Source organism: Natrinema zhouii (assembly GCF_013456555.2).
Classification (GTDB): domain Archaea; phylum Halobacteriota; class Halobacteria; order Halobacteriales; family Natrialbaceae; genus Natrinema; species Natrinema zhouii.
Genome location: NZ_CP084882.1, coordinates 475,006 through 500,371 on the forward strand (window position 1 = coordinate 475,006; position 25,366 = coordinate 500,371).

Here is a 25,366-nt window from a genome sequence, read left to right on the forward strand (position 1 = left end):
CGCTGATTCAATTCTGTTTTCCTTATTCCAGACCATATTTTTCAACGATAAGATTTATCTCATCAACCGTCTCTCCAGTTCCATCACTCTCCGTCTGTTTAACGGATATCACATTCCATAGATCGTATTCCGTGATATCCTCAGGCACATAGCTCATGTACTTGTCTTGCAACGTACTCAAATGTCTGTGTTTCGTATACTCGTCTCTGATCTTCACATCGCTCCATCCAGCAGCTTTCAGATGGGATACCCGTGTGTGGCGAAAGTCTTTGAGCTTGAGTTGAATCACATCATGCTCTTGCTGAACTCGCTTTAGCTCTTCTCGCACCTTATTGAGTGTCGTATCAAATACATTCCCTTCGGTCCTGTCTACTAACTCTCTCACCAATTCACGCTCGGTATCATTCCGTATTTGTACATACTCTCGATTGTCCTCACCTCGTTGCTGTTTCAAAATCGAGTACCACACAAGATCATTGTCGAGCCTCACGTCATCCGTCTCTAACAATAGGATCTCTCCAGGGCGACGACAATGGAGATACTGAAGCGTGAAGAACTCTTTGTAAGGTGATCGAGCATGGTCGAGTATCGTAGCAACTTCATCGAGGTAATAGACGTTCCGCTCATCAGCTGCTAATCCATAGACTCTCTCACTATCCGACCCCTTGAAGCGACGATCTCGGTATTTTCGAAACTCTCGTTGATCGAAGAACTCGAGATCCATCTCGTCGCAGTAGCTCTGGATAGAGTCGTAGTAGTGCCTGACCATTGTCCGACTGAGATCCAGATCAAACAGCACGCTGATGAACTGAGTAATCTCCTCGAAGCTCTTTGGCTCAAAACTCGAGAATGCATAGCTTGCTCGAGTCGTCCGTTTCAACTTTCGAAAGCGAATTACTGCTTCATCACCAGTGATACCGTCTACTTGCTCACCAGCTAACCACACATCAAAGAGTCGGAGACACGATTTCCTATCCGCTAACGTGGCCTCGGCATATCGCTGAGACGTTTTCTGTTCGTACTCGTCATATTTCATTCTGAACCCTCCAAATAAGCGGACTCTGGATTGTTCTGCTCGTAATAGATCCGCTGTGGATTCAGAATCTCTGGTGGAATCGTAGCAGGCGCTGGTTGTCCAATAGCTGCGAACACCCCTTCGTTTCCACTGCGCCCAGCTAACGCGAGCGCGATACTTTCAATGTCGTCCTCAAGCCAGCTCATATCCACGTCGTCCGTGGTATCGTAGAATCGCTTGTCGAATTCGTCACGGGGCGTATCTTCGACGATTTCTAACGTGACCTCCTCGAGCACGTTCACCTCCTTTAGGAACCAGACCTGCTTACGAACCTGCTCGGCGTTTGAGACCGTCAGCTCAAGATCTGTGCGCTTCATCGCTCTGTTGAACTGGCGAAATAGTTCGTTCGGATACTCTGGACCTTCTAACTCGATGAATCCGGCTATGAATGGCCCTGTCCTGCTGGCTGTCTGTCCAGCAAGCTCATCTACGACAATACAGATTGCCCGCTCTAAATCTTCAATTCCATCTACCATATCGTTATTTAAAAATTCGCGCGCAAAATCCATATAGGTAGGTATGGGTTGTCCTCCCATCGGAGGACGTGGTGAAGAACGCTCTTTTCGATTTCTGTTTTTCTAAAAATTTTTAACGCTTTAAATCTTTAGCTATTTTATCGCTGAATGCTTAGACAGAAATTTATTAGTTTTTAGCGCGTAAGTTATTTGCTTGCAAAATCAAAAAGTCGCAAGACTGCAAGCAGGAAAACTAACAACTATGTCGATTCACAAGCACAAGAAGTCGACTGACGACTCTGGAGGGAGCGGCACCTACATTGAGTTCAAATCAGACGAGTCAGAAGCACAGCGAACTGCCTATCGCCTCTGTTCCAGAGGCGGAAAACTACGGAGTGGCCTTGAAGACATTGACGAGACCTTTGCCGAACTCGCACCTCTACTCGCTGAGGTGCTTTTTGAGGAGGACCCTACGAACCTCATGGCTTGGGTTGAAGTCGATGAAGACGATATCGAGGCATACCGAGAGGAGCACCTCGAAACCGAAGAAGACGACGACTAACTGACCACCCCTCTTTGTGAGTTTGACAGGACACAAGGAGTGGTAACGCTGCTTCAGCGGAGTTCTGGATTCTAACCAGTGGAACCCAACCTGATGACACACGAGAATTACCCACACGAGGAAGACGTACAGGCCGACAGACAAACCAATGAATCGAACGACTTCACTATCCCAAATGAAGATCAGCTATCAGCGATAGCTCACACCCTACTTGAGGAAGTAGAGGATGACGACGAGGTGCCCTTAGCAATCAGTGATGATATTGTCATCGTACCGAAAGACGAGCTAGCACATGGACTGGCTGAGTCGTTCCAAACACTCTTTAAACTTGTAGAGAACGATGAATTCTGAAGACCCTCACGACAGCTATGATATCGAGATCGAATTAGCAGATGATCTTGCAGAAGCGCTCAAGCACGCAATAGATGACTGGGTGCTGGCCAATGAGATACAAGTTCATCGGATCGAGGGCACCATTATTGCTGATGAAGAGGAGTTAATCGAGAAGGTAGCAGTGATGGTCGCGCTTACTGCTGAAGGGATAGACGACTAGCTTCTCTATTCTTTTTTAGTGCATAAAAATCAACATTTCATCATCTAATTGAGCAATACAACGTATATACGTATCACTACATTCATCCTCTCTATCTCGCACGCCTTTCTATCAGAGACTGATTCTTCTCCAGGCTCATAGACTACTGGATCTATCAACTGACGGTTGAAGTACCACTGGGAACCTATACGGCGAGACTCTCTCGCTACTCCAAAATGACCGTCAGATCAGAGGAGCCGTCTCGTGGTGTTGTTTCTCTCCTCGAGTGGTGAGAGGATCCACAATGTCAGATACCGACCAGACTGGCGAGCCACTGACGCCCTAGCAGCGCCTCGAGTCATCGAATCTCCGGATCATTGATGCGGGAGTCGCGACGATCACCGACATGGAGATACTTCAGGCGTGTGTTGCCTACGAAAACCAGCACCAACAACGCCTTCCGATCCTCAAACTGCTAGCTCAGCGAGCTGAAGAACTTCGCGAGGAGTCGTAACTGGTCCACCAATCGCGACACCTGCAAGGATCTGAAAGTGTTGCTTGCACTCTCGAGAGGGGAAGAGGTTTTTCAGATGATAGATCGACCCGAGATTACGATCCAGTACCAGACAGCATTCACCGATGATGGTGGACTCGAACCGACCGAAGAAAGCGTTGAGACCTCTCTCGAGGATTGTGGTGCCGACGTGAGTCATCGCGAGGTCGAAACACGTCTTGATCGACCCGCTGCCACCGAGTTCAACGTCGATGACCGCGTCGAAGTTCGGTACTCGGAGGTTGACGACACTGATCAGGCATCACTGTTCGCGGATACGGGCCGACGGCCAGCAGATGCCGATGGGCGAGGACGCCAGCATACAGTTTCTCTTCGATGCTCCCGGTGAGAACAGTGACTGACTCTTCTGAGAGTACCCACAACGGCGAACGAAAGACCACATATGCGGACGCAAGAGCACGCATACTTGCGCTGGCTGGAGCGACTCCCGATCCGCCCGTCGTAGGTGGATACACCCACGTAATCCGTATCCCCACTACGAGGCAGCTGTGGTGGCCGGACGATTCGACGATGAGGATCAGTAGGTTCTCGAGTGCGAACAGTGCCTGTACCGTCCCACAAGCAGGTGAGACGCTGAATCCGCGTCACATCGGCCAGTGGTGTTGATCACGCCCCAGAAGCATGGAGGCGCTCGAAACAGAGCGCTTTCGGTGAGATCGATGTGTTACAAAACCGACTTCCCAGAGATGAATCGCTACCGAACCGTCTTCGAAGCGCTCGAGGAGAAGTGATCCTAATGGGTGCCGTGACGTTCGAGATGCTTGCGTTCGGGGGACTACCGACAAGGCATTCAGCAACGCTGTTGCGGACGCGAAGCATATGCACGGCCACGGCGGCTATACGGAGACGATCACCGAAAAGTCGGTGTCGGTGAACGAGGCTGCTCGCTCTGTGGTCACTGCCATTGGAATCAGTCGTGTTGACGCTTTCGTCTGCTCGAAAGCGCCTCACCCCTCTCAGGGGCAGATCAACACCACTGTTCGGTGTCGTCACTTCTCATGTGGGATCAGCAAAACTTGAGACTCTCTGCTCTGTCATCCGAGGAAAACCGGAGTCGAACACCTTCGAAATCCACGCAAGTGTGCGGACCAAGCCGTCAACCTTCTATTCCTTAGCGTCATCTGAATCAGTAACGTACAGCTCGTCGTCGACCAGATAGAGATATCCACGATCGATCAGCCGTTGGAGTGCGTACTCCGCGTCGGCTTCCTCAATCTCCTCTGTGACGATGAGTGCTGTCGCCTTCTCCTTCGCCAGCCCATTGTCGCCGCGACAGATACGGGGTTTGAGTTGCCGGTAGACCTTGAGAATCCAGTCAGGCAAGGGTGGGCGCTTATCTCGATACATCGCGTATTTCGTTTTTGGATCTCCGAACGTATTAATGGGCTCGTGCCACGACAGCTCGTCATTTTCGGTGAACCGGATGCTGTGATTCATCCATCTCATCTTCACTGTTGGATCGATAGCAATCATTGAGAGTGTGAACTGTGGTCTACAGCTATATGATCACCTGAAAGGTTTATCTATATGCGTGCGTAAAGCATATGTATATGTCCGATGCTGATACCGGGGTTAACGACAACGGGCCAGAGATGGTTCAGATCAATCTTCGATTGAGCAAAGCCTTCCTTGAGGACATTGATACCACCTGGGAAGAGCAAGGCTTCAATTCTCGGAGCGAATTCCTTCGGTATGCGGCCCGTGACGCGGTGAAGCATCCTGAATTCTCCCGAGAGGGATGGAAACAGATTGCAGCGAGCGAACATGACTTGCGGTCCGGCAGCGCAGAGTTAGTCTCACGAGAGGATGTGGTCGAGATGATGGACCGAGTCGAGGATGACAAGTGACAAGAACTGGACCTGGAAGTTCACGCCACGCGCTGTGGACCAATTCGCTGGGCTCGATCCACACATCCAAGATCGTATCATCTCAAAGCTCGATGAGGTTGTGAACTCAGAGTGGCGAGATCCAGAGGATGTCCTTGACCCGTTGACCGGCGGACCGTTTTCCAAACTCCGTGTCGGCCAATATCGTCTCGCTTGCACCCTTGATTTTGATGAGTCAGTCCTTGAATTCCATCGGATTGTGCACCGGAGTGGAGCCTACACTGCGGACGGTTGATGATGACGTAGCAATCTTAACAGCCTATGCTGGAAATGACATACTCTCTTCGCCACAAAGTTCTTCGAGTTGATTCCTGTGACGATGCTCGAAGTAACAGTGGTACGAGAAGTACCCGCAGACCTTGCCAATATCGTTCAGCCACGAACAGGCTACGGTCGGATGTCCAGACGTTCGCTCCACACACTGCATACGCTACTGTCGAAAGATCGCTTGGTGTCGTCCCCTCGTACTGGAGGTTAACGCCCTCGTCCTGAGATCCCGTCTCCAGCCAAATACCCTGAGCCAGTCAGAACGTTTTGATCTGTCTCAGGCTGTGACGAACTAACTTTCGGACGGTAATATGATCGGCATCCCGCCCGCTGTCGTCCCAGTTCTTGCCTGTCCAGAATTCGCCGAACTGCGTTCCTCGATGCAATCCGTTCCAATCGAGTCTCACGATGTCTGCCGGTGGATTCCCAGAGAGCGTTGGCCGAGTGAGTGCCTCGATCGCGTTCCTGCTTGGGTGGACTGCCACCGAGGATGTGCACTCGTCGTCCACGCCAGTTTGCCGGATCCGAGAACTCGTATGCGAACTGGTCGGAGTACTCACGCGAGTAGCCGAGTACGATGGCCTCCGAGATCGCGTCGATCGCCTCGCAGCACTTCGGCACGATCACGAGCTCCGATTCAGGATAACTCGCCTGAAGGTCGCGCGCAGCGAGAACGTATTCACGGGCCTCGTCGACAGAGTAAGCATCACCGAGGACGCCAACGTGAAGCTCGTACTCTCTGAAGCGCTCGATGTACCGCCCGAAGTCGGGATTGCGAGCGTCATTTTTGAGCATCCCGACTGGCAACTCGAGCGTCTCGTACTGTGTATGCTGGTAGGAGCAATCCTCACGAAACCCGGTCACATAGCCGAGTGAGAGTGCGTCGATCGCGACCGGGACTCGATGGAGAAAGGCGACGTAGTCAGCCTGGCGAGCGGCTCGGATCTCGGTGGCACTGTCGGCACTGATCGTTGTCCGGTGTGCTGATCGGGACATGAAACGGAGTGCTGGAACCCGCGTTGGGCGCTCTTCCCGTTACCCCACAAATCAGGAGAGACCTCGCGGTCGTGGGGTGATTACGAATAGGATGGTGACGCCTGAAACGCGAGTCTCCTCACTCCTGAAAGGAAGTGGAACAACAGAACCGCTCGCGAGGGGATCAATGGGACGCCCAGCCGAAGAAGAGCCAGATGTCGCCGTGCTTGCCTTTTAGTCTGTGCTGTTCGCGATAGCGTTTGGCTCCCGTCGTCCCCGAACAGTTGATCGCTCCGGCGAGACCCCACTTATTTCGAATCCGCTCATCTCCATCCTCGAGTAGCTGGTGCGCGTATCGACGTTTCTGCTTTCCGTGATGCTCTTGCTTAGGGATGACTTCGAACGAGGAGACGCGCAGCAACGAGATGAACAGTACGATCGAAACGTGAGTTGACGGCCTCGTGGACCTCGCCGACGACGCTGCGGCCAGTGAGGAGTTCAAAACCTGGCTCGACGGACAGAGCCGGTTCCACGACTACTCGTACCGAAATACACTCCTGATCAAACAGCAGTGTCCCCACGCAATCCGGGTTGCAGGGTACAACACGTGGGCAAACGAGTTCGAGCGCTACGTCCAAGGGGGCGAAAGCGCAATCTGGATCTGGGTACCGATCATCACGAAACAGTGCCCCGAATGCGGAAACTCGCCAAGCTACCACGAAAACAGTTCCTGTGAGTACAATGAGATACCGCCAGAGGAGTGGTCGAAAGGGCTTGTCGAGTTCAAATCCACCGCTGTCTTCGATGTCTCGCAGACCGACGGAGAGCCGCTTCCTGATCTCGAAACTGAAGCATATGTGATGCCAGTAATCTGGTGCCGGCCCTCCTCGAGAATGCTGAGCAGCTGGATGTCGACGCACAGTTTGTCACCCCTGCCGAGTGGACCTATGGAGAGGCAAAGGGTGTCTATAAACAGCGGTGCCCGATGACCACGCGCCCGCGAGTCGAAGTGAAAAATCGAGACAATCAAGCAGGTTTCGTTGGGACACTCATCCACGAGTTCGCCCACGCCTTGTTGCACTTTGATATTGAGGGTCGTGATGAGCGATCAAAACGCGAGCTAGAAGCCGTTGCGTACGTCGTGGGACGCTACTTCGAACTGGATATGAGTGGATCAGCGTTCTACCTTGCGGCGTGGAACGGTGACGATTCCGAGGTGATCTCTGGTCGGCTTGGCCGAATTAGCCAGACAGCTCAAGAGCTAATCGACACACTTGAACGAGAACTCGAGTGTCTCCCGAAGGCGGAATCAAACGCGGATGAGGGCAACAACCAGGATGAAGGATCACCAGTACCAGACAATGACTGATCAGTCGAGTATTGGACTCAGTGTCAATCCAGAAATCCTGTCCGGACGCAATATTCCTTATCCATCGCATTCGTAGGAAACTGCACAACGGTGTATCCGAACCATCTGACTCGCAGATTCTCACGAATGGGTACCCTTCCCACATCCGGCGACAAGAGCAAGGGGACAGGGAAACAAGTCAAGAATACGACAGCTAAAAAACCAACACATCGATACTGGCGAGAGTATCATCGGTGCGGCATTGCCGATATGACGATCCCACTGGACCACAGTACTACCTGAGGAAAGAGACAACAAGACTCAGAAAATAATCTGTTGAGACTGTACCGAATCGTTCCTTCGAGAGTAACGTCTACCCTATCTTTCCCTGTCTTCGGCCGGATAAGCGTATCTACAACCGTGTTTTCGCCCCTCAAAGCGGGGTAAAGACCAAGAGATCCGGGTTGCTCAAGATTATCCAATAGGTGTATATATGAGAATAGGACTTATATCGTATTATGTGATAGCATATCTCTAGTCTACTCCCAATGAGGCAGGTCACTTCAGTCCCACGGCCTTCAAAGCGCCAGAAACCTCGATGCCGTGGCCCGTCGAAGGCTGTAATTGGTCGAAAATATCCTTTTTGATCATGTTCACGCAAAGAGAATCGGATTCCTTCAGGATTCAATTACTGGCGTGAGAACAACGGCTAAGGAAGGGAAACGGCCGGTGGGGGACGGCCGCCGCCTCTTGTCACTAGCAGGGGTCACGGATGGGTTTTGGCTAACAAGCCCCCTGCGCTCCTACAGTGACTCGCGTTATCAATAAACACTAGTCAACCGGCAATAGAGTTGCCGTAATAAGAAAGCCGGGTTCCTTGAGTCGTTGGCGGTGAAAAGCTACGGCGGGAAGTAGTGACCGAGGCAGCTTTCGTAATAATGTCCGGAAACAGGTGAACCTGCATCCCTGCATGATGCCCTTGCACTGAATCACGATAATCTCCCGGACTATGTCTATGGCGACCGTTGGCCCCGAGTGGCGTAGATCCTTCCATTCGAGAGGTACGCCCTGTATCTCGTACGAGTATCACAGTATTCCCGCAACTGATAGAACATTCGGCGGTTAGTTCGCACTCGTTCATATCACTTCCTACTTGGACAATGCGAAGGTCTACTTGTCGGAGTTCGTCATTTGTTTGCAATTACTGATGATTCGAGCCACGGTCGACCGGATCGGATCGACGTGGTCGACAATCTACCGATAAGAGTGACCGACGTCTCGCAGTTCGATGATCCGAATGGCAACAGCGAACTGCTCTCCAAGAACAAGTGTCTTGCCGTCGTCGAATGTGAGACCGAATGGCAGTCGACCTTGGTGGATCCCGACCTTGAAGCGCCAATCTACCTCTTGCCCGCCCGTTCGATCTCCTTTTCGCCTCCCAAGTCGTCGCTCGCTGCCATAGCGGGCTCGATCGCAAGGTGATAGGCGGAGGTATCGACGATCCCGTATTCAAACTTCGGAAGCGGTGATGGCAGACCTCTCAACTGACTCCTCAAAACTATGCTAACCGTTTTATGACACTCTGATGAACAAGGTAAATCCGTCGCCCCGAACGGTGGCGGATCCGCTTCGATCACCAACAGCACTTTTAGCCAATGTCGCCACTTTCCCAGTGAAGCGGGAAATTTTGGATGGTTCACATCCACCATTTCTCGTCTCAGCTCTCTAGTTTTGATGGATCAAGTCGGTACTGTCTCGTGACTCGCCAGAGTCAACTGATTCGACTTCGGTAGCGACGAACAATACAGCGAGTAGTCCGAACGTCCGGTTTCGAGCAAGGGAAAGCAAAACGTCCACGCTACATGAGGTAGAACAGCGGGAAGAGAATCACCCAGACGATGTCGACGAAGTGCCAGTAGAGTCCGAAGAACTCTACCGGACGGTTGTCCTCGAGGTAAGCTTCGATGCTCACGATTCGGTAGATCATGAATGCTGCGATGAGTAGACCAAAGATGACGTGCAGCGCGTGTAATCCGGTCGTCACGAAATACATCGAGTACTCGAGTTCGGTGAACCAGTAAATACCGTGAGCGAACTCCTGGCTCCACTCATAGCCTTTGATGGTGAGGAACGTGAGTCCAAGCAGCAGCGTAACCCCCATCGACGCCAGCAGCCCGCGCTTGTTCTCGCGTTCGGCCATCACCAGCGCGAGGATGACCGTAAAACTCGAGGTGAGCAGGACGTAGGTGTTAATCAGGCCGATCGTCGCCGACGGTGGCACGGTCTCGAAGTTACCCCAGCCGGCATGGATCCGCATAAACACGTACGCCCCGATGACGGCACCGAAGACGACGACGTCCGAGGCCAGGAAGAACCAGATACCGGTCTTCGTCGTGCCGACCCCTTCGAACGGCCAGCGCTCGGCGATGGCCATCTCGGGTGCGTTAAATTCCTCGCGCCCGTACTGGAACAGCGCGATCCCCAAGATTCCGACGCCGACGAGCGAGATTATGGGATAGAGAATATTCTCCGATCCAGCAGCCGTACCGGGGAGCTCCGCCCCGCGTGCGGTCGCGAAGTCGGCGACGTAGGGAGTCAGTCCTGACAGCCCGAGGAACATGACAAACATGCCGAGCCCGATTCCGAACGGCCAGATACTCGCATGATCTTCGTGGTCAGCTTCAAGCGACTCGGCCTCCCCGGTTCGCTCATGGGCGACTGCACCGCCGTCGGCCGCCGTCGCATCGTCGACGAACTCGAGTTCCCCGCTCACATAGCTGGGCCGGTTCGGCCAGTTCTCGAGCGGCGGCGGTGACGTGGTCGCCCACTCGGCGGTCCGCGAGTACGCCCACGGGTTATCGGGCGCATCAGGCCCCGAGATGAAACTCTTCGCGAGTGTGATGAAAACGAGCAGAACGCCCGTACCGATAACGAAGGCCCCGACGGTCGCCAGTTGATGGTAGAGTTCCGTCCCCTCGGGATAGTGGAAGACACGCCTTGGTGTCTCCCACGCGAGGAACATCGGGAAGTACAGCAGATTGAAGCCGACGAAGTAGACGGCAAAGCTGAGCTTTCCGAGCCGTTCATCGTACATTTTGCCGGAGATCTTCGGCCACCAGTAGTAGAGGCCGCCGATCAGTGCGGTAACGCCCGCCACCATCACGTAGTGGAAGTGCGCGACCACCCAGTAGGTGCCCCGGAACTCGTAGTCGAGGACCACTGCACCGAGGAAGACGCCCGTGATGCCGCCGATGATAAACAGGATGAGCGCGCCAAGAGTGAACAGGAACGGCGTCGTAAAGCGCACGCGACCCTTGACCATGGTATAGATCAGCGCGAAAACTATCAAGTCGAAGGGTAACGAGATACCAATCGTCGTCGCCATGAACAGCGTCTTGATCGGGAGATTGATCGTTGTCAGAAACATGTGATGCATCCAGACCAAAAAGGACTGCACCGCGACAAGCACCATCGCAATGATAACCCACTTTCGGCCGACGATCCGTCGGCCAGTAAACGTTTGAAACGTCTCGAGCATGATTCCTAACGCAGGGAAAAAGACGATGTATACCTCCGGATGGCCGAAGAACCAAAAGAGGTGTCCCCACAACAGGCTCGATCCCTGGTCGGTCGCGAAGTACTGCGTGAGCAGGAGGCGGTCAGTCAACATGAGGATCAGTGCGGCCAGCAGCGCCGCGAACGCGAATAGCATCATCCAGACAGTCAGGAGGATCCCCCACGTGACCAGCGGCATGTTCCACAGACCGAGGCCCTCAGCACGACAGCGGTGAATCGTCGTAAGGAAATTCACCGTACTGAGGGTGGTCGACATGACGAACAGGGTCAACGCGAGGATCGTCGTATTGCCGCCCATCGTCAGCGTATAGCCGGGGTTGTAGATCGGCACGTTCAGCGGTGCGTACATGTACCAACCGTTGGCCCACGTCGTCCCCTGGAAGAACGAGAGCAAGACGAGAAGCCCCGAAAAGAGGAAGAACCAGTAACTCAGCGCGTTCAGGCGCGGAAACGCCATGTCCGTCGACCCGATCTGGAGCGGAACGATGTAGTTCCCGAAGCCGAATCCGAGCGGCGAGATGAACCAGAACACCATCAACAGCCCGTGGATCGAGACTGACTGATTGTATTCGGTGTTCGTGAGCAGTCCGGTGCCACCGAATTCCCACAGGTGAGCGCGGAACAGCAACGCGAGGACGCCGCCAGCGACGAGGAAGAATAGCGCCGTCACAATGTAAAGAATTCCGACATCTTTGTGGTTAGTCGTCACCAGCCATCGCTTGACGCTCGTCTGGGGCGGAAGTTCGCTCATGGAGCACCGCCTCCTGACCAGTGCCTCGAGTCGATGCCGGTTCGGAACGTGGCGGGGCCAGTTTCGCCCGCAAATCCACGGTAGAAACGGCTTTCGGAACGCGCGACAAGATGCATAGTCAACACTTTCCACTACGATTAAGCATATTGTGATGTCCGGTGCACTTGCAAGCAGTATTTCTCGTGTTTTGGCCCGGCCGCGACCGAATTCGAGGTTATTCCCCTTCAACAGTCCTCAAATAGCACGATACTGGCCAACAATGGGTCGCACAACACTCCCTATCCCTTGACTTAGCAGAGAAACAGATGGAAGCACAGGACATCGAACCAGTCCTGGACTATGAACTCGTAATCATGGGACCGGATGCAGCAGATATCGTCTGGGACGTGCTGACCAAAATCGAGATCGAGGTCAATCTCGCTGATGATACCGACCGCTGTACGAACGCGTCATGGTCTCGCCCAGCGATTTTCCCCTGAACTATGTTCAAAAAACGTTCAAACTACGAAACCCTGTCAACCTGGACCTCCTCATCACGGTGGTGACCGGTACGGTGAGCCCTGGCCAGACAACTACACGCTCGATGTCCGGCTTCTTGACTCCAATGGCGATAGCATCCTGCCTGTTTGAGCCAAACCATGACGTACCCGCGAAAATAGAAGGTAGAGGAAGCACACTCTGGTTCCGAGCGTTCTACTGTCCGCAATGCATAAACAGTTGATTACGGCCACTCGACCGGCAGTTCGTCCACATTCTCCTCGAACATCTCGAGGATTGGTTCTATCTGATCAAACTCTGGGCCTTTCACGACTACGTCCTGCTCTTTCTACCACTCGATGAATCCCGCGTCTTCCAATCGGGGCAGATGGTTGTGGCACATCTCGACCTGGAGCACCTCCAACTGCTCATCTCCCAACTGTACACCTTCTGACGGCTGGACCGCAGCCTGCGGATTATGCTTTGAGAGCGTGATCAGTAGCTCCCGACGATGCTCATCAACTAATGCTGCCATGACCTCGTCGAGCATATCTTCAACTGGCTCTGTTGAAATCCCATCCTTTAGATGTATTTTAGCGTGAAAAACACGCTCACTCTATGCGCGAAAGGAACAGATAACAAATTTCCTATGTTTTGATGAAGAAAACAATTCAGGCCAAGCACATACGAAGACTGTACCAGAGAAGGTTTTAGCCGGAGACTGCAACGACCAGTATCAATGCAGAGACGAACATTGCTTACGGCGCTCGGTTCTGGCATTGCAGTCGGATTGAGCGGTTGCACAGGCACGTTCGGCAGTGACGGTGGATCAGGCGAAAATACGTATCTGGACGCGAAAGAGTGGGAGAGAGTTGATGATCCATCAAATCTTCCGTTTCCGACGCATGGCGATACGCTCCCGTCTGTGACGGTACCAGCACCGTTGCGGGACGGTCAACAAGTCTCAGTTCCCGCTGACTTTGAAACGGATCTTCTGCTGACGTTCGCCTTCACGACCTGCAACACTATGTGTCCACGTCTGACCAGCATCTTGGCGCAGACACAGGATTTCGCACGCGAAGAGGGATTCGGCGATCAGGTATCGTTCGTTGAGACAACGTTCGATCCTGCCAGAGACAACGCCAACGCCTTTAGACAGTGGGCCGATAAGCACCGTATTGAAATGGACAACGGCAACTGGTATTTCCTGCGACCTAAGGATGAGGACCGCGCCAAAGAAGTCGTTCAGGAACAGTACGGCGTACATTTCAGCAAGACAAATCCAGAGAACATGGATTCATATATGTTCACACATACAGGTTTGATCTTGCTCGCTAACAAGAAGGGATACGTCGAACGGGCCTATAAGCTCCAAGCACAACAGAGTTCTGAGTCGCCGCGAGTATCCAGACAGGATGTCACCGACGATTTAGCGACGCTACGCGAGCGCGAATCTTGACAAGATGGAGGCAGACCAATGGCGAGCTGGATTAGCGGTGACGGCCCAAGAGGTAGACCCCGCCAGCCGCGACGCCAGCCAGCCCAACAATGACAACGCCAAGCGAGCCAAAGCCAGCCTGCTCGGTCTGGTTCTCCTCGGACTGAGAGGTGTTCCCGTCGTCTGTAGCTTGGGCATCAGGAGCAGGATATTTCAGTGTATCTCGATCCTGAACCTCTTTCTGGAAGTGTGTGTGAACCGGCGTTCCATTGATCTCCCCTTCGAGATGGACAGTATAATTGCCGGCTTCCGTGAAGATCACTGGTGCCTCATACACACCGGGTTCACCGTGTTTCTCGCTCAGCTCGAGAGCAGTTTTGTCACTTCCTTGGGTTTGCACGGAGGCAGTCAGGTTCTCGGATTGATTTGTGACCGGTTCTCCCGTCTCGTTATCGACGATCTCGAACTCTAACCACATCCGTTCGCCCGTGATAAGCGGCTCCTCCGCACCGCCGAAGGTGATTTCGTACCCTTTGACGTTTTGCGTTTCATGCGCTGCTGCTGGACCAACTATACTGCCCAACAACAGGAGAGTCAATCCAACTGCGATGGGTGTCTTTCTGGAAGACATTATGTGTAAATAAACTCCGAATAGAAGTAGTACATCTAGTTCAATCCACTAAAGCAATCTCTGGATTCCAATAGAGTCACGGCGAAACGGGCAACAAAGGTGGGCAGAAGGTGGTAGCTCTTGAAGATGTATTCTACAGCCAACAAAGAGTCCGGGTGCGAGAATCGAACTGCGCGTCTCAGCCTGCACCGGCTGAAGGATGGCCACTACCCCAACCCGGACACGTGGACACTGCATCACTCGCTATCACTGGGAGCAGATTATAAGTCCGTATCTTCTTCAGGTTCTGAGACGATCATCGTCTTCCGATATATTTTTCTCCCCAACGGTCACTACAGGACCTGTACTGACCGCAACGGGTATCAAAGCTATCATGTTTTAAGGGTTTCAACAGATCCCTTCAACTATAATCGAAAATAGTGAAGATTCTTCGGCTGCCTATGACATGTTTTTGTTCAATCGTATGTTCTAAAGACTATATATTTGAGTGGGTTTATTTACTGAATTGATGATGAATATCAGAGATTGCCTGTCGTGGTGAAACATAATCTGGAGAATAGTGGAGACTCGAGGCAATGACCGGCAGCGACAGCCCTGATACTCCGTTTGAATACGAATCAGAACATCCACCGAGCCTTGCCGTTGTCAACGCACTTGCCAATCTATAAGAAGAGGACCCAACAGACCTAGACTCTCTACGACTACATCTATCCCGAAGCACTGGATACGCTCATCCGGTCCGACCCTGTCACAGTCACGTTCACCGTCAACCAGTACACGGTTCACATCACAGGGTCCAGTACTATTCGGATCACCAATTGGCCAAGCTACTCAGTACAGTTACTTCAGTTATCACGGAATCCAGTAACAAATACGATGAAGAGAAAGAGCGGAAGAACATGGGTGATTTCAAGTTCTGTGCTCGGTGCAGGATCAACCGGACTTACAGCAATACTCGAACCCGTTTCCTGTACGACAATATGGGTTTCTTAGGCTCGTTTGACCGTGATGACATACCTAAAGTACCAGATCCTCCATCAAGGGATGAGAAGAAGAACTCTGGAAATAGCTCCCCTGAGGATGTGTTTGATGATGGGAATACTGGATACGAGAGTTGGCAGGTGCCGAGAGAGGTTCCCGATGAATGTCCACACAACAATGGCCCAGAGTATCACTGGGAGGATTACAGCTGGGCGGATCAAGGGAAAGCAAGGTGCAGGAACTGTAAGACAAAAGTGGAGAAAGACCGGCTTCCTAACTCGGTCATAATCCATGACGGCTGGTAATTGAGGAAGAGCGGCGGGTTCGCCGCTGGGTACACGTGGTTCTGCACTGTTTTTGACTCGGAGACGGCCACAGCTGCCGTGAAACGTCGAACTGGCTGAAGTATATGACAAGGATTCGTGACGCTCTTGGCCTTGATCGAGACGAGTTGCCAGACTACAGCACGATCTACAAGTCGTGTGATCGACTGAAAAAGTGGGTAGTGCGGGCGTTGCTGCGCGTTTCAGCGCAGCAACCTCCACAGTCTGGACATGCAACTCTCGACAGCACGTTCTTCGGCCGACGCGCTGCCTCGTCGTACTGTTGTCAGATATTCAGTAACAGTACTCAAACATTGAAATTTCAATATTAACCTATGTAGAGTCTTTTGCCGTTCTTGGCGTACATATCTCGGCTGGGTGGAAATGCGATACGAAGACAGGGCCGCCGGAACGCGGACGACCTGCTGTCCGTGGCTGCCGACAAAGCCTTCCAGAATTGGCACACCAAGTACGAGTTCTACGCGCTCGGTGTCGAATCGCTGATCTTACAGCGTGGATTGAGATTGGTCACGAAGGGACACAACGCGCTCATTCAGGAAAACGGCTACTCTCAGCACTGGATGGCCGAAACCTCGTACTCAACAACGAAGCGCTCGCTCGGCGATGCTGTGCGAGCGCTGGGTTGGTATCGACAGTTCCGTGAAATTGTCCTCATGTTCGCCATTATCAACATAGAAAAGCTCTGTGAGCCACTCTAACCACCATTTAGAAGCTATTCAACAAACAGAAAACCCTGTTCTGGAGAATAGCGTATATCTGTGGAAGGTCGCGATTTGATTCGACGTATAAGCTGTTGGCAATGGTGGTCTCAAAACTACTGTCGCGTCACTTTGGTTCAGAGGTCGCTGTTCAACACGGCAGTCTCGTGACCTTCCTTGAGGATGCAGACGACGATGTCTGGGTGGTTCCGGCAATTGCATCCCAGCGATCCGTCACCGACGCCAGGACCGGGATCCCCCGACACAAGAGCCCGAACAGGGAGCACCTCGAGTGTCGGGCGTGCAACCGGAAGACCGAGCATCGATTCACCGAATACGAAGCCGTGCCTGACGATGAGTGGATCGGCCAGCCGATGTGGGAGTGCTAGGTGTGCAGAACGCCCTGATACGGTCCATACCCAGCCGAGAAGGCTTAATCGAGATAATGATACCAGATCCATCCAGCTCTGACCGTTCAAATGACTCCGGTAGCGAACGCTGAATCAATTCATAGGAGGCCCGCTACGATGAGGAGTGCTATCGAAATAATACTCGCAATCAGAAACCACGGTCGCGCCTCCGACGCTGCAGTTGCTACCGATTTTTCTGGTGGAAGACCGGTTAGCTGGCGGAAGCCGCCGTAGAGCACTAGTGGAAGGAGAAGCCACAGGCCGACCATCGTCAGGACGAGATGCCCTCGCCCGGTCGATTGAAGTGTCTCAACGGTGTATAGAGTCCCTGCGAGATGGCCACCAGTAAACAGCAGTAGCAGCACCGAGGCGATCGTGAGATACGAAAATCGACGGCCGATAAGAGCCAACGCCTTCTCTCCAAGCAGTTCTCTACGAGCGGCAGGGAGCACAGCGCCTGCAACCAAGAGTGTGCCGCCGGTCCACAGCGCAGCAAAAATAGTGTGGGTAGTCATGACAACGTCAAGCATCGTCGCCATCACTGACCCTCCGTCTCCAGATGGGTTTTTTGCCCAGTAGCTGAGCCGTCGTCAGCAGATTCATCAGCCTCGAGGATAGTGAGTTCGTTTCGTTCTTTCGTCCAGTAACGGTATCTAGCCATTATCCACCCAAATCTGTGGCAGCAGTAGATAAACAACGATGGAAGTGTCCCAGAATGTGGGATTGGAGACCGAGCGGCGGAGATCAGAGCAGAATTCGTCATAGACTCCTAACCAGTTGCGTATCGGACATCCTGCTAGTCCAACAATCTGGGAACACTCGGTACCTCTATACACCCATAGTTGCAAGACAGAGCTAACTGACAGCGTACTCGTCTCCAAGTCGAGACGAACTGGAGAAGGCGATATTCGAATGACTGAGGAATTCATCGACCCAAACCGGCTCTCGCTCATTCCATCACGGTCGAACACGACTCACACAGCCACCGACATGGTCCAGGGGCCCTCGACGGATGACGACGATCCGCCCGTTTCAGTAGTCCTCCAATCGCTCGAGGACAGTAAATGTAGAACGATACTCACGGCGTTATGTGAGCCGAAATCCGCAACCAAACTCTGCAACGAGTGTGAGCTGCCGAGTTCGACAGTGTATCGCAAACTCGAGCGACTCCGTGACGCAGCTCTCGTCAAAGAGTACACTGAAGTCCGACGTGACGGACCGAACGCCACATTGTACGAACGGGATTTCACGGATATCTCGATCAGCATTGACGACGACGACGACGAATTCACCGTCTCCGTCGAACGACCAGACGAGGATGCAGAGGACCGTATGGCGACGTTCTGGTCAGAGATGAAAAAAGAATCATGACGGACAGTATTATAATCCTACTCGGCATCGTCAAAATCGCCGCGTTAGTCCTCGGGGGTGTCGTCTCCCTATTAGCCTATCGTGCCTATCAACGAACACAGATCGAGGGGCTCCAGTACTTCGCAGTAGGCCTCATGGTCATCACCATCGGGACGTTTCTGGTCGGGATTCTCCACCACATCTTCGGCATTCCGAGCGTCCAAGGAATGCTCTTCGAGAGCCTCATCGCTTGTGGCGGCTTCCTCGTCATGATATACGGACTCTACGGTCAGTAGCCGCTGCTATTCATTCGGTTGGAACTGCTCAGATAGCATCCCAGACAGCCTACCCGCGCCGCGTGCTTCATTCAGAGTGACCTGTTCAGTTATCTCGTTACAAAATCGCTTCTATAGGCCAACCGAACTTCGCGGTTGTCCCACGTTATGGGAGGCCTCCATCGTTCCTTATGAGGCACACACGGAGAGTGTAACAATGAGCGAGTCCCATACACCAGTCCATCAGCCCACCTCAACGCCAAAGCTCACCCGAATACAAAGCGGTGTCGGTGATCAATGAAACGGAATTTACCGTCTCGATACGCGGACACGCTCATCTCGCGGAGCAAACTCATTATCGCCCTGTTGCTTGTCCTCACGGCAATCGTCGGCGCTGGCGCGGCGGTCGGCACCAGTGAAGACGGTGCGATTGGTCAGACAGGCATTGATTCCGAAGAGCAGACAGCACTCGAGGAGATTGAATCGACGTACGAAACGGACGATACGTTGGTTACACAGATCATCGTCAAAGACGAAGGTGAAGATGTCCTCACCCGTGAGTCACTACTGCAGAGTCTCCAACTCCAGCAAGAGATACGTGAGACCGAATCCATCAATACGACGCTACGAACGGAGTCGGACTTCCGCGGTCTCGAGAATATGGTGGCGACGACGGCATACTTCGAAGTACAAGCGGCTGAAAACGGGACACATGACACGGCATCCACCGGTCGGAACCAGCAGCCACCAGCGCCGACACTCGACCAACAGATCGAGGTGCTTGAGTCGCACTCAGACGAGGAGGTTAATGCAATACTCGCACGAGTACTCGATTCGGATTCGACCACCCCTAGCCGTGACCCGACTGCGTTCCTGCCGTCGGACCACGAACCCGGCGCAACGAGCGCCGACGCGAGACTGACACTTGTCTTCCAATCTAACGAACACGGCGGCGCTAGCGGAACGCCCCAAGAGGCGTACGATGCGCAAGTAGCTATCGCCTCACTAGTCGACGAGCGCTTCGACGATGCGTTCGTCTTCGGACAGGGCATCATCGACGAGGCGTCCTCACAGGCCATCGGAGACAGCTTCCTCATCATCATCCCCGTTGCACTCGTCCTTCTGCTCGTTGTCCTCAGTATCGCGTACCGCGACATTGCCGACGTGCTCATCAGCCTGTTCGGGATCGGCGTGGTGATGGTATGGCTCCAGGGTATTCAGGGCTGGCTCGGAATCCCGTCCAGTTCGATACTCATCGCCGTCCCATTCTTGCTCATTGGACTAAGTATCGACTACTCTCTCCACATCATTATGCGCTATCGCGAGGCAAGAACAGGGGATCACGAGACCGATCCCGAGTCCGATGGCCAACGGGATCCAACTACTGCGATGCGGGCGGGAATCGCTGGTGTCGTCGTTGCGCTGGCTGCTGCTACGTTCACGACTGGCATCGGCTTCTTCTCGAACTACGTCAGCCCGCTCGGGTCGATACAGGACTTCGCGCTCCTGAGCGCCGCTGGCATCGTCGCGATGTTCCTCGTCTTTGCGGCACTCGTCCCAGCCGTTAAATTCGAAGTCGAACGACTCCTCTCCCGAATCGGCCGTGACCGACAGCAGACAGCGTTCGGCGTCGGCTCAGGACCGATTCGCCGTACGCTCTCAAGCATTGCGGCCCTCTCACGACGTGCACCGATCGCCGTTCTAGTCGTCTCACTGTTGTTGGCTTCTGCAGGGACCTACGGTGCGACCGGCTTGGATACGGAGTTCAACCAAGCGGACTTTCTCCCGGAGGACGCCCCAGAGTGGATGGAATCGCTCCCGGAACCGTTCGCGCCAGCCGAGTACGATGTCCGAGAAAATCTCGCGTACCTGAGTGACAACTTTCAACTACGCGGGCAGGGATCTGAGGCCCAGATACTGATACGCGGGAACGTGACCACACCGTCAGTACTCACTGCGACCGACAATTCATCTTCGTATATGAATCGGAATGGAGCGATCGCCATGCAATCGGGCGGCACAGCCGTCGTCGAGAGTCCGGCAACTGTCCTCCGTTCGGTCGCGGCTGAGAATCAGACGGTTGCCGCTGCGATTGATGCACGAGACTCGGATGGTGATGGTCTCCCAGACGAGGACATCGCGTCGGTCTACGACCTCGTGTATGACGCTGCTCCCGACCGGGCGTCGACAGTCCTCTATCGGACCGAGAACGGATCGTATGCGACAGCTAGGTTGCTCGTCGGTGTGAAGACCGACGCGGCCGCCCAATCGATTGCCACCGACATGCGAGAGGTCACGACGGGTATCGAAGCGAACGCACCGGTAACAGCCGTTGCGACGGGTGGACCTGTCATTACCGCTGTCGTCCAAAGCGCCCTGTTCGAGACGCTCGTCGAAGGATTCACCGTAACGCTGGGTGTGATCCTGACGTTCCTCCTTGGCCTGTACTGGTGGCGGTACCGAGCGCCGGGGCTTGCGATTGTGGTGCTCGTCCCCGTCCTCCTCGCACTCGCATGGCTGCTCGGCACGATGGCACTGCTCGACATCCCATTCAACAGCGAGACCGTCGTCATCACCAGTTTGGCGATTGGCCTCGGCGTCGATTACAGCATCCACCTCGGGGAACGATTTATCGACGAGCGTGAGCGCCGAACGTCGCTAGACGAGTCGCTTTTCGCTGCAGTCACTGGGACTGGCGGTGCGCTACTAGGGAGTGCAGCGACGACGGCAGCGGGCTTTGGCGTCCTCGCACTCGCACTCTCCCCACCACTCCACCGATTCGGCCTCGTCACTGGGTTGAGCATCATTTTCGCGTTCGTTAGCTGTGTCACCGTGTTACCGTCTCTCCTCGTGATTCGAGAACGATACTTCCGCTGAAAATAGCCGCAATAGAGCCAGAACGGTACCGTTGCTTCTTTCACTGGTAGTTGAGACTGGCCATCTCAATGCATATGCCTCAAACCCTCTGTGCTCATTCGTTCAGAGTTGGTCGATCGGCTTGTTGATGATCTGGAAGACTTCGCTCGCCCGGTAGAACCGATTCCGGTCTTTCCCGGTGAGTTCTTCGAGTATTCCGTCATTTTCGAGCTGTCCGATCAGTCGGTTGGCTGTGCTGTATTCGACATCCAACCAGTCGGCCGCCGTATTCACGTCCAGATACGGATCTTCGAAGAGCCGCATCACCAGTTCGAGGATATTCTCAGATCGCTCGCTCTGATAGCGCTGTTGATAGTCCTCTCGGAGGTCGACTAGCAGGTTGGCCCGCTGATGGGCCTCATCTGCTTGCGACTGCACGCCACGCAGGAAAAACAGGAGCCACTCTTCCCAGTCACCGCGTTGACTGACAGCCAAGAGATGATCGACGTACTCTGACCGTCGTGCGTTGAAATAGGAACTCAGGTAGAGATACGGCTCGGGCAAGAGACCGTCACGTTGCAGGAGGAGACTGATCAATAGCCGCCCGAGTCGTCCGTTCCCATCGAGAAACGGGTGAATCGTCTCGAACTGGTAGTGGATCAGCCCGATTCGGAGAAGTGGATGCAGATTCGTCTCTTGGTTCGCATACTCGAGCAGGTCCTCGAGTAAGTCAGGAATCTCGTTCGGTGGTGGCGGCACGTACCTGGCGTCTTGGATGTATGGCGTACTGCCGATGAAGTTCTGCGTCGTACGGAGTTCCCCTGGGTCTGCCTCATCGCCACGGACACCCGAAAGCAACCGGTCGTGCATCTCGCATAGCAATTCGACGGTGATTGGATCGCCAGCTGTGATCGCATCCAATCCGTGCGTCAGCGCGTGCAGATAGTTCACGACTTCTTGGGTACCCTGCTGTCTGTCTTCGTCGATGAGATCTTCCTGTCCGGCCTCATAGGCGTAGATATCCGAGAGAGTAGCATGTGTCCCCTCGATTTGGGAGGATTCCAGCGCTTCTTTTCGAATGAACGGCTCGATAAGAATTTCTCTCGAGCCGACACGTGGACCGATGCCGTGGAGTCGGCCGAGGGCTTGTGTCGCTTCTGCCAGCGGTGTAATGAGCTGTTCAGTATTGATGGAGGGGGGAAGTGGGTCAGGCCGGAACGCCGAATATGTCCCCTTCGATGTCGTCGTGGGAACGATCTCACCGGGCGCTGCCTCGTCGAAGTCATCTCGCTCCATTAGTGGTATCCCTACGAATACGCCCACCACTATTGGTATTTATGGTACTAAATAAAAATAGCAGGATGGCCAATTGCACCGTTACAACTACTCAGGATCTCTGGAGCCGGGTTTGGAGACACTTTTCTTATCCGGTTTTGCGATTGGAACTCTTGCTCAGTATATCTGCGTATTGACCAGCGTCAAGGGGAACTATGCGTGTTCCTATAACCCTACCAACCAATTTAACCTGTTCCGATGTCATGGGATTCCCATGTCGGAGAAAGGAAACTCCGCCGTCGAGACCCGCCGATTTCACTCCGGTGATGGCGAGCGTATCCGGGAGTTGAACGGCATTGCAATGGCCACGACTCCAGAGTATGAGCCAGACATTCCAGATAAAGATCTTCGAGATGATCAAAGCAACTACCTCGACAGGGGTGGGGAGTTTCTCACCGGGATTGTAGACGGCACAATCGTTCGTATGGGAGCTTATGCGACACCGACTGAGTGGAAAGAGGAATTCGTTCAGTTATATCACGTGATCGAAAGTCGTTCCGGTGATCGGGGGCGATGAAGAAGACGAGCGGGCGGGATCCCACGTCGTCAGATCGCGGTTCCGTGGTCCGCGATTCCTTTTGAATGCGACGCCGGGGATCAGGACCAGTCGCTCGCGGCGCGGTCCCGGAGCATCTCGCGGAACTGTTCGGTCGTGTTCTCAAGGAGTTCGCCGCTGGACCAGTCGAGGATCACGCCGTAACGGCGGATGAGATCCAGTCGCGTGAGTTCGCCGTCTTCGTACCGCTCGACGACGGTCTCGGGGTTGGCTTCGAGCCACTCCCGCCGGTTGTCGCGGATGTACGCGCGTTTCTCTTCGGTGGCGTCCCGGTCGATCTCGTACTCACAGAGTTCCGGGTCGATCTCCTCGATGACGACGCCGTAGTCCTTGGCGGCACGCTTGACGGAGACGTAATCGTCCTTCACATCCTCCAGCACCGCGTCGGGATCGCGTTCGAGCGGATCGCCGAATCCGCCGCCGCCCGAGGAGGGGCGAACGAACTCGTCCCCCTCGCCAACGGGGTGGTTCGAGAAGACCGTACCCATCTCAGTGGTTTCGCCGTCCTGGGTGAGGGAGACGCCGTGCGGGATCCCCGGCAGGCCGCCGTTGATTCCCCACGTGATCGAGCGGGCGCGGTCCGAACAGTACGACATGACGCTGTTTTCGCATTCAAGCATCCGTCCGCCCTTGCGGAGTCCACAGCCGCCGCGGTACTCGCCGGGGCCGGCGGAGTCGGTGACGATCTCGTGCTGTGACGTCAGCAGTGGCGTGTCCCGTTCCTGGCCCTCCAGCGACTGAACGGCGAGGCCGGCACCGAACACCGGTGCGGTCGCCGAGGCTCCGTCTTTGCCGTCGCGGCCGCCCCAGCCACCGGCCATCCAGTCGTACCACGCGAACTCCGCCCCCTCGTGTCCCGGGCGTTTGTCCGTCCCGCCCGCGAGCAGATACTCGAGGTTGAACGAACACGCCATCGCCCGTTCCGGCAGGACCTCCGACCACAGCTCGAAGATCGCGTTCATCACCTTCTCGTACGTCCCGGCGACCGATCCCGTCACGGGGACCGATTCCGGCGCGTCGACGACGGTCCCCTCCGGGAGGTCGGCACTGACGACGCGGTACATGCCGGAGTTCAGTGGCACGTCCGGGAAGAACATCTTCGTCCCGGCGATGACCGCCGAGTAGGACGTACCGAAGGTGGCGTTGAGGAAGTTGCCGATGTACTCGTCCGACCCGGACAGGTCGTAGTGAACTTCGTCGCCGTCGATGGTCATTTCGACGTCCACGGTGACGAGGCCTTCTTCCTTGTCGGGATCGGCGTCGATGTAGTCCTGTGTCCGCCAGGTACCGTCGGGCAGATCGCTGATCTGTTTGCGCATGATCCGCTCGACGTAGTCCTTCGACTCGTCGAAGGCGGTCATCACCGTGTCGACGCCGTATTTCTCCACGAGTTCAATCAGCCGCTCCTCGGCGATGCGGGTCGCCTCGGCCTGCGCGCGGAGATCCCCGAGGCGATCCTCGGAGAGACGCATGTTCGTCGTCATGAAGTTCGCGACGTCCTCCCGGAACTCGCCGGCCTCCCAGATCTTCATCGGCGGGATGCGCAGGCCCTCGGCGAAATGACTGTTCGCGTCGATGTTGAACGATCCCGGTGCTGGACCGCCGACGTCCGCCCAGTGTCCGTTGGACTGGGTGACCGCGATGAGTTCGTCGTCGTAGAACACCGGCCGCATGATGCGGACGTCGTTGATGTGAGTCCCGCCGAGGTAGGGATCGTTGACGATGTAGACGTCGCCGGGTTGGATGTCGCCCTCGAAGTACTCGAGGGTCTCTTTGCAGGTGTAATGGAGGGTCCCGACGTGGACGGCAATGTCCTTCGAGCCCTGCATCACCGTGTTCCCCTCCGCGTCGTTCAGGCAGTTGCTGAAGTCGCGGTTGTAGATAACGAACGAGTAACAGGTCCGCTGGATCTGTTCTGCCATTCGGTCGACGAGGTTCCGGAACGAACTCCGGAGCACCTCGAAGGTAACCGGGTCGAGGTCGATATCAGTCTGTGGGTCTGTCGTTGCCATGT

Annotated in this window: 25 protein-coding genes and 5 pseudogenes; 19 read left to right on the forward strand and 11 right to left on the reverse strand. The window is 54.4% G+C overall.

All coding sequences use genetic code 11. The features are described from left to right. Positions 1-22 precede the first annotated feature (22 nt). Together HYG81_RS40055 and HYG81_RS40060 are read right to left on the reverse strand one after the other, a co-directional pair. Positions 23-1,036, reverse strand: coding sequence for a tyrosine-type recombinase/integrase (locus HYG81_RS40055; protein WP_226777706.1), 1,014 nt, complete (start codon positions 1,034-1,036; stop codon positions 23-25). After that, positions 1,033-1,551, reverse strand: coding sequence for a hypothetical protein (locus tag HYG81_RS40060; protein ID WP_226777707.1), 519 nt, complete (start codon positions 1,549-1,551; stop codon positions 1,033-1,035). The genes HYG81_RS40055 and HYG81_RS40060 overlap by 4 nt, the downstream gene beginning before the upstream one ends. A gap of 241 nt (positions 1,552-1,792) precedes the next feature. On the opposite strand from HYG81_RS40060, the gene HYG81_RS40065 reads away from it, so the two are divergent. The 5 genes and pseudogenes from HYG81_RS40065 (at position 1,793) to HYG81_RS40085 (ending at position 3,539) form a co-directional block, all read left to right on the forward strand. After that, positions 1,793-2,092 (forward strand): hypothetical protein, encoded by a 300-nt coding sequence (locus HYG81_RS40065; RefSeq protein ID WP_226777708.1) that lies wholly within the window; start codon positions 1,793-1,795, stop codon positions 2,090-2,092. A gap of 93 nt (positions 2,093-2,185) precedes the next feature. Continuing rightward, a complete protein-coding gene (locus tag HYG81_RS40070; protein WP_226777709.1) occupies positions 2,186-2,443 on the forward strand; it encodes a hypothetical protein in 258 nt (85 codons plus the stop codon). Further along, on the forward strand, positions 2,433-2,645 hold the full coding sequence (locus HYG81_RS40075) for a hypothetical protein (RefSeq protein ID WP_226777710.1): 213 nt from the start codon (positions 2,433-2,435) through the stop codon (positions 2,643-2,645). The genes HYG81_RS40070 and HYG81_RS40075 overlap by 11 nt, the downstream gene beginning before the upstream one ends. A gap of 385 nt (positions 2,646-3,030) precedes the next feature. Then, entirely contained in the window at positions 3,031-3,138 is a 108-nt protein-coding gene (locus HYG81_RS46115; protein ID WP_486641985.1) for a DUF8129 domain-containing protein, read from the forward strand. Between the two features lie 76 nt (positions 3,139-3,214). Further along, positions 3,215-3,539: pseudogene (locus tag HYG81_RS40085) on the forward strand (hypothetical protein). Positions 3,540-4,302: 763 nt separating this feature from the next. On the opposite strand, the gene HYG81_RS40090 reads toward HYG81_RS40085, so the two are convergent. Beyond that, positions 4,303-4,671 (reverse strand): hypothetical protein, encoded by a 369-nt coding sequence (locus HYG81_RS40090; RefSeq protein WP_226777711.1) that lies wholly within the window; start codon positions 4,669-4,671, stop codon positions 4,303-4,305. A 77-nt stretch (positions 4,672-4,748) separates the two neighbouring features. On the opposite strand from HYG81_RS40090, the gene HYG81_RS40095 reads away from it, so the two are divergent. Together HYG81_RS40095 and HYG81_RS40100 are read left to right on the forward strand one after the other, a co-directional pair. Then, entirely contained in the window at positions 4,749-5,045 is a 297-nt protein-coding gene (locus HYG81_RS40095; RefSeq protein WP_226777712.1) for a ribbon-helix-helix domain-containing protein, read from the forward strand. Further along, complete coding sequence (locus HYG81_RS40100) at positions 5,035-5,319, forward strand: type II toxin-antitoxin system RelE family toxin (RefSeq protein ID WP_226777713.1); 285 nt, start codon at positions 5,035-5,037, stop codon at positions 5,317-5,319. Before HYG81_RS40095 ends, HYG81_RS40100 begins: the two co-directional genes overlap by 11 nt. A gap of 24 nt (positions 5,320-5,343) precedes the next feature. Here HYG81_RS40100 and HYG81_RS40105 read toward each other — a convergent pair. Continuing rightward, positions 5,344-6,347: pseudogene (locus tag HYG81_RS40105) on the reverse strand (DUF6610 family protein). Positions 6,348-6,718: 371 nt separating this feature from the next. On the opposite strand from HYG81_RS40105, the pseudogene HYG81_RS40110 reads away from it, so the two are divergent. Together HYG81_RS40110 and HYG81_RS40115 are read left to right on the forward strand one after the other, a co-directional pair. Continuing rightward, a pseudogene (locus tag HYG81_RS40110) lies at positions 6,719-7,695 on the forward strand (DUF955 domain-containing protein). 1,170 nt (positions 7,696-8,865) lie between these two features. After that, a complete protein-coding gene (locus HYG81_RS40115) occupies positions 8,866-9,156 on the forward strand; it encodes a hypothetical protein (protein WP_226777714.1) in 291 nt (96 codons plus the stop codon). Between the two features lie 117 nt (positions 9,157-9,273). On the opposite strand, the pseudogene HYG81_RS40120 reads toward HYG81_RS40115, so the two are convergent. Together HYG81_RS40120 and HYG81_RS40125 are read right to left on the reverse strand one after the other, a co-directional pair. After that, positions 9,274-9,360 (reverse strand): annotated as a pseudogene (locus HYG81_RS40120) (IS5/IS1182 family transposase); the annotation flags it as partial. A gap of 172 nt (positions 9,361-9,532) precedes the next feature. Next, the gene (locus HYG81_RS40125) at positions 9,533-12,001 is read right to left on the reverse strand and encodes a cbb3-type cytochrome c oxidase subunit I (RefSeq protein WP_226777715.1); all 2,469 of its coding nucleotides are present in this window, start codon (positions 11,999-12,001) and stop codon (positions 9,533-9,535) included. 305 nt (positions 12,002-12,306) lie between these two features. Between HYG81_RS40125 and HYG81_RS40130 the strand changes: the two genes are divergently transcribed. After that, on the forward strand, positions 12,307-12,480 hold the full coding sequence (locus tag HYG81_RS40130) for a hypothetical protein (protein ID WP_226777716.1): 174 nt from the start codon (positions 12,307-12,309) through the stop codon (positions 12,478-12,480). Between the two features lie 347 nt (positions 12,481-12,827). Here the strand turns inward: HYG81_RS40130 and HYG81_RS40135 are convergent, their stop codons facing one another. After that, positions 12,828-13,028 (reverse strand): hypothetical protein, encoded by a 201-nt coding sequence (locus HYG81_RS40135; protein ID WP_226777717.1) that lies wholly within the window; start codon positions 13,026-13,028, stop codon positions 12,828-12,830. A gap of 189 nt (positions 13,029-13,217) precedes the next feature. Between HYG81_RS40135 and HYG81_RS40140 the strand changes: the two genes are divergently transcribed. Then, positions 13,218-13,937 carry an SCO family protein gene (locus tag HYG81_RS40140; protein ID WP_226777718.1) on the forward strand — a complete coding sequence of 240 codons (720 nt, stop codon included), beginning with the start codon at positions 13,218-13,220 and terminating at the stop codon, positions 13,935-13,937. Between the two features lie 31 nt (positions 13,938-13,968). Here the strand turns inward: HYG81_RS40140 and HYG81_RS40145 are convergent, their stop codons facing one another. Beyond that, complete coding sequence (locus HYG81_RS40145) at positions 13,969-14,547, reverse strand: FixH family protein (protein ID WP_226777719.1); 579 nt, start codon at positions 14,545-14,547, stop codon at positions 13,969-13,971. 732 nt (positions 14,548-15,279) lie between these two features. Between HYG81_RS40145 and HYG81_RS45880 the strand changes: the two genes are divergently transcribed. The 4 genes and pseudogenes from HYG81_RS45880 (at position 15,280) to HYG81_RS40165 (ending at position 16,959) form a co-directional block, all read left to right on the forward strand. Then, on the forward strand, positions 15,280-15,540 hold the full coding sequence (locus HYG81_RS45880) for a hypothetical protein (RefSeq protein ID WP_425607563.1): 261 nt from the start codon (positions 15,280-15,282) through the stop codon (positions 15,538-15,540). Further along, positions 15,447-15,833, forward strand: coding sequence for a hypothetical protein (locus HYG81_RS40155; RefSeq protein WP_226777720.1), 387 nt, complete (start codon positions 15,447-15,449; stop codon positions 15,831-15,833). Before HYG81_RS45880 ends, HYG81_RS40155 begins: the two co-directional genes overlap by 94 nt. Positions 15,834-15,856: 23 nt before the next feature. After that, a pseudogene (locus tag HYG81_RS40160) lies at positions 15,857-16,570 on the forward strand (transposase); the annotation flags it as partial. Positions 16,571-16,737: 167 nt separating this feature from the next. Then, positions 16,738-16,959, forward strand: a complete 222-nt coding sequence (locus tag HYG81_RS40165; RefSeq protein WP_226777721.1) for a hypothetical protein — start codon at positions 16,738-16,740, stop codon at positions 16,957-16,959. 119 nt (positions 16,960-17,078) lie between these two features. Here HYG81_RS40165 and HYG81_RS40170 read toward each other — a convergent pair whose 3' ends face one another. Continuing rightward, positions 17,079-17,519, reverse strand: a complete 441-nt coding sequence (locus HYG81_RS40170; RefSeq protein WP_226777722.1) for a CopD family protein — start codon at positions 17,517-17,519, stop codon at positions 17,079-17,081. A 373-nt stretch (positions 17,520-17,892) separates the two neighbouring features. Between HYG81_RS40170 and HYG81_RS40175 the strand changes: the two genes are divergently transcribed. The 3 genes from HYG81_RS40175 to HYG81_RS40185 all read left to right on the forward strand — a co-directional run bounded on the left by HYG81_RS40175 (position 17,893) and on the right by HYG81_RS40185 (position 21,482). Then, positions 17,893-18,351, forward strand: a complete 459-nt coding sequence (locus HYG81_RS40175) for a winged helix-turn-helix domain-containing protein (protein ID WP_226777723.1) — start codon at positions 17,893-17,895, stop codon at positions 18,349-18,351. Continuing rightward, positions 18,348-18,626, forward strand: coding sequence for a DUF7521 family protein (locus HYG81_RS40180; RefSeq protein ID WP_135536018.1), 279 nt, complete (start codon positions 18,348-18,350; stop codon positions 18,624-18,626). Before HYG81_RS40175 ends, HYG81_RS40180 begins: the two co-directional genes overlap by 4 nt. Before the next feature lie 276 nt (positions 18,627-18,902). Continuing rightward, positions 18,903-21,482, forward strand: coding sequence for an efflux RND transporter permease subunit (locus HYG81_RS40185; RefSeq protein WP_226777724.1), 2,580 nt, complete (start codon positions 18,903-18,905; stop codon positions 21,480-21,482). Between the two features lie 102 nt (positions 21,483-21,584). On the opposite strand, the gene HYG81_RS40190 is transcribed toward HYG81_RS40185, so the two are convergent. Beyond that, positions 21,585-22,757: a Fic family protein gene (locus HYG81_RS40190; protein ID WP_226777725.1), complete on the reverse strand. Its 1,173-nt coding sequence runs from the start codon at positions 22,755-22,757 to the stop codon at positions 21,585-21,587. Between the two features lie 253 nt (positions 22,758-23,010). On the opposite strand from HYG81_RS40190, the gene HYG81_RS40195 reads away from it, so the two are divergent. Beyond that, positions 23,011-23,313: a hypothetical protein gene (locus HYG81_RS40195; RefSeq protein WP_226777726.1), complete on the forward strand. Its 303-nt coding sequence runs from the start codon at positions 23,011-23,013 to the stop codon at positions 23,311-23,313. Between the two features lie 80 nt (positions 23,314-23,393). Here the strand turns inward: HYG81_RS40195 and HYG81_RS40200 are convergent, their stop codons facing one another. Further along, positions 23,394-25,364 carry a hydantoinase B/oxoprolinase family protein gene (locus HYG81_RS40200; protein WP_226777727.1) on the reverse strand — a complete coding sequence of 657 codons (1,971 nt, stop codon included), beginning with the start codon at positions 25,362-25,364 and terminating at the stop codon, positions 23,394-23,396. Between the last annotated feature and the right edge of the window lie 2 nt (positions 25,365-25,366).